This window comes from Cytophagia bacterium CHB2 (genome assembly GCA_030263535.1).
Lineage (GTDB): Bacteria > Zhuqueibacterota > Zhuqueibacteria > Zhuqueibacterales > Zhuqueibacteraceae > Coneutiohabitans.
Genome location: SZPB01000482.1, coordinates 1 through 3,898 on the forward strand (window position 1 = coordinate 1; position 3,898 = coordinate 3,898).

Here is a 3,898-nt window from a genome sequence, read left to right on the forward strand (position 1 = left end):
ATATCGAATGACGCGGAAGCCACCGTCTGATTGTTTGAAATCAACGTCAACTCGGTGCTGCCGCCGCCCACATCGATGTACAGATACGACATTCCCGGCGCAAGATTATCGGCGATGTGATTCGAATAAATCAACTCCGCTTCCTTTTTGCCGTCGATGATTTCAATGGCAATACCGGTTTGCGCGAGAATTCGCGCCGTCACCTCTGCGCCGTTGGCCGCCTCGCGCATCGCCGAAGTGGCGCACGCCCGAAACGCCAAGGGCCGCTGTGTTTCAATGAGATATTTGAACGCCGTCATCATTTTCAAGAGATCATCAGCCTTTTCTTGCGAAAGCCGGCCATGCGTGAAAACATCCGTGCCGAGGCGCAATGGCATGCGAATGAGCGATTCCTTGCGAAAACTGGTTTTCTGTTTCTCCTCGAAAACATTTGCGAAGAGCAGGCGAACCGCGTTGGAACCGATATCGATGGCTGCGAATTTCAAGAGACGACTTGGGTTTTGAAAATTTAAGAATGCGTAACCGGTTTAGCTGGCGCGTACTTTGCCGTAAGTTTAGTGAATTTTTTTTTCATATGGAAGCCCCGAAGTAAGCGACTGCCTAAAAGTCCGGGATGACTTCCCTCGGAACCCTGTCACACGGAGTTTTCGTCCGCGCCGGTTTGCGCATAAAACGAGATTTCGACAGCGATTTATGACTCGTGGATTAATTCACGATTAATAATCTGTAAAGATTCTGTAAAATATCACGAAATAGCTCTTAACGTTTTCTTCATCAGTTTTTTATTTTTACATGATGTCTTTGGTTTAGATTGGGGCCGTCAATTCGTACAAAAAAACTGTTTTTTGTAACGGCGATTTTACAAAATGGCTACCTGCTCATGACAACACACTCCTCGAATTTTAGTAAAATTGTACGCGTTGCAGTTGATTACCTCCTGTTTCTCAACATCGGTCAATGCAATATATAATCAACGGCTTAAAGGAGATCATCATGACGCAAGACAAAACTCTGCGAGTGCAAACCGTTTTGAATGAGGAGCTTGCCGGGAACGAACTAGCCCCTCTCGCCAGTTTCGAACTTGCAGATGCCGCTGTCCAAGGGCAACAGCGCGGGGAAATTGTGTTGCAAGGCGTGATCGCCGGACCAAGCGCGGCAGCCTTATCTCGCTTTTTGGAAACGGTTTTGCATTATCCTGCGACGCACTGGACAATTGACATGAAAAACTTGCCAGTGCTGAGCTTGGGCGGTTTGTACCATTTGGCAAGATTCGTTAAGAAATTGCACAGCCGCGGCATGGTGTTGGAAGTATGCGGCATTCACCGTCACGTTTATATGACGATGAAAAATCTCAACCTTGTGTACCTCTTTGCCTGGGCCGATTGAGAAATTCAACAAGTCAAGGAGCCTAATCTTGTCTATTATCGAAGCAGAGAGCTTTCACAGTGACGAAATCGCCATCGCGATTTCAGACGAATTTCCCCTGGCGACTTTATTGCTGGTGATGTGCGACCCACAGCAACGCCAGATGTGCAAATTGGACATGGAGTCGCAAGGTTATCATGTTCTGAGCACGTCTTTGGGGCATGAGGCGCTGAAAGCATTGCGCCATACCCCGGTTGACCTCGTGATTGTCGATGCCGTCTTGCCTGACATGCACGGCCTTGATCTCATCGGTAAAATCGCCGCTCACGATTCCCGTTTGCCCATCATTCTTCGCGCTCCGGCTCAGGATCTTGCCAGCAATTTTCGATACTGGGCGGCGGATGCCGTCGTCGCAGATGCGCCTGGCGAGGGCTATTTTCAGACAGAAGAAATTGCGCTGCTCTTGCAGAATGGCAAAAGCCTCAACTGATGAGCTTCATGTTAAGTTAATATGAAGCTCTCAATCTCTTGATATTCCATTCCCTATTTGTTCTCCTCCTTCCCCCAATTCCCTTCTCTCGGTTGACACGTTAACAATCTTTTAATGTGTCATTCATTCCGAATTAATCTTTACACGTTATACTTCTCCCGGGTAAAGCGACGGCGCTACCCACACGCCTCTAATATCGAAAGGAGAAGCACTATGACCACAAGTACGAAGATGTTAAACATGCTCAAAGCGGCAATTCTTGCCGTTTTCATGAGCATGGCCGCAGCCGTGACGGCAGGCGTTCCGGCAGACGGCAAAATCAAGGGCAAAGCGGTCGACGCCCAAACCGGTGAAGCTCTGCCGGGAGTAAATGTTTTGATCGAAGGCACGACGCTGGGAGCGGCGACTGACATTGATGGACTTTACACGATCAATGCCGTGCCGCCGGGCACGCACACTGTTGTCGCCTCGATGATTGGGTATGCGCGGCTGCGCGTGACCAACGTTACGGTATCTGACAACGGGGTTGCCGCACTTGATTTCTCATTGAAATCAGAAGTGCTGCAGCAAGATGAAGTGGTGGTGGAGGCGCAGGCTTTGAAGAATACCGAAGCCTCGTTGCTCAAGAATCGGCAAAAATCTGCAGCAGTGAGCGACGCCATCAGCGCGGAGGCGATTTCACGCTCCGGCAGCGGCAGCGCCGCAGACGCGATGGAGCAGGTGACCGGCGCTTCGATCGTGGATGGAAAATACGTCTACGTGCGCGGCCTGGGCGATCGTTACATGAACACGCAACTCAACGGCGTGACGCTGCCCAGCGCCAATCCGGACCGCAACACGGTTTCACTCGATTTGTTTCCCAGCAAATTGCTCGACAACATCGTCACCGTCAAAACCTTCACGCCCGACAAGCCCGGCAGTTTCACGGGCGGCACGGTTGATATTGCCACGCGTTCTTACCCCGAATCGTTTTCGTTGACGGTATCAACCTCGACTTCGTTCAACACACAAACCAGCTTAAAAGATAACTTCCTCACCTATGCCGGCGGCAACAAAGACTGGCTCGGCTATGATGACGGCGCCCGCGACCTGCCGGCATTGCTTGCCGATCCGAATGCTGTGATTCCGAGTGTCGGTACGGCCTTCAACAATGCGCAGCAAGCGTATGCACTCGATCGCGCTTCGAGAGCCTTTTCTTCTCAGCTTGCGCCGACGATAAAATCCGCGCCCATCGATCAAAGCTATTCGTTTTCGGTCGGCGATCAAGTAACGCTGTTCAATCGCCCGCTCGGTTTTTTGGGCAGTTTGAGTTACAGCCGCGCGCTTTCTTCTTATCGCGACGGCACCACCGCACAATATCAACTCTCCGGCAAAGTTGCCGAAATCAACGAGCTGAACAATCTCTATCTGCTTTCGGACGATCGCAGCGCCGATGAAGTGTTGTGGGGCGGCTTGTTGTCGCTTTCCTACAAGTTATCGACGCATCATGAGCTCTCGAGCAATTTCATGTACAACCGCAGCGGCGAGTCGGTGGCGCGCTATCAAATGGGGCCGATGCCGCGCGATCTTGCAGCTGGAACGTTTTATGAAACGCGCGTGTTGCAATACACCGAGCGCAAATTAGGATCGGCGCAATTGAGCGGCTCGCATTTTCTGCCAAACCTGGCCGGCATGCGCGTCGAGTGGACCAGCTCGTTAACTAACACCGCGCAGGACGAGCCGGACTTGCGTTTCTTCAGCAATGATTTCACGCCGATCGAGCGCAACGGCGCGGCGCAAACGTTCTATTCGATCTCGCCTTCCAACTATTCCCGCCCGGTGCATTACTACCGCAATCTGGATGAGGAACAGTGGGAATCGAAGCTCACCGCGACGCTTCCATTCAAGCAATGGCGCGGGCTGCAAGGCAATTTTAAATTTGGCGGCTTGCATAGCACGAAGGATCGCCTTTTCCGCGAGCGTCGCTTCGAATTTCATCAATCTTCCTCGGCGCGCTACAATGGCGATCCGTTCGGCTTTTTTTCAACTTCGATGGTCGGCATT

Annotated in this window: 4 protein-coding genes; 3 read left to right on the forward strand and 1 reads right to left on the reverse strand. The window is 51.5% G+C overall.

The genetic code is table 11. The features are described from left to right. On the reverse strand, positions 1-485 hold a 485-nt coding region (locus FBQ85_27610; protein ID MDL1878900.1), incomplete at its 3' end, for an exopolyphosphatase. Positions 486-993: 508 nt separating this feature from the next. On the opposite strand from FBQ85_27610, the gene FBQ85_27615 reads away from it, so the two are divergent. The 3 genes from FBQ85_27615 to FBQ85_27625 form a co-directional block, all read left to right on the forward strand. Continuing rightward, a complete protein-coding gene (locus tag FBQ85_27615; GenBank protein ID MDL1878901.1) occupies positions 994-1,386 on the forward strand; it encodes an STAS domain-containing protein in 393 nt (130 codons plus the stop codon). A 28-nt stretch (positions 1,387-1,414) separates the two neighbouring features. Beyond that, on the forward strand, positions 1,415-1,855 hold the full coding sequence (locus FBQ85_27620; protein MDL1878902.1) for a response regulator: 441 nt from the start codon (positions 1,415-1,417) through the stop codon (positions 1,853-1,855). Positions 1,856-1,969: 114 nt separating this feature from the next. Beyond that, positions 1,970-3,898 (forward strand): hypothetical protein (locus tag FBQ85_27625; protein ID MDL1878903.1); only part of this gene is annotated, 1,929 nt, incomplete at its 3' end.

Coding starts and splice junctions, on each gene's coding strand:
- FBQ85_27615 (MDL1878901.1), top strand. CDS start 994: ATGACGCAAGACAAAACTCTGCGAGTGCAAACCGTTTTGAATGAGGAG.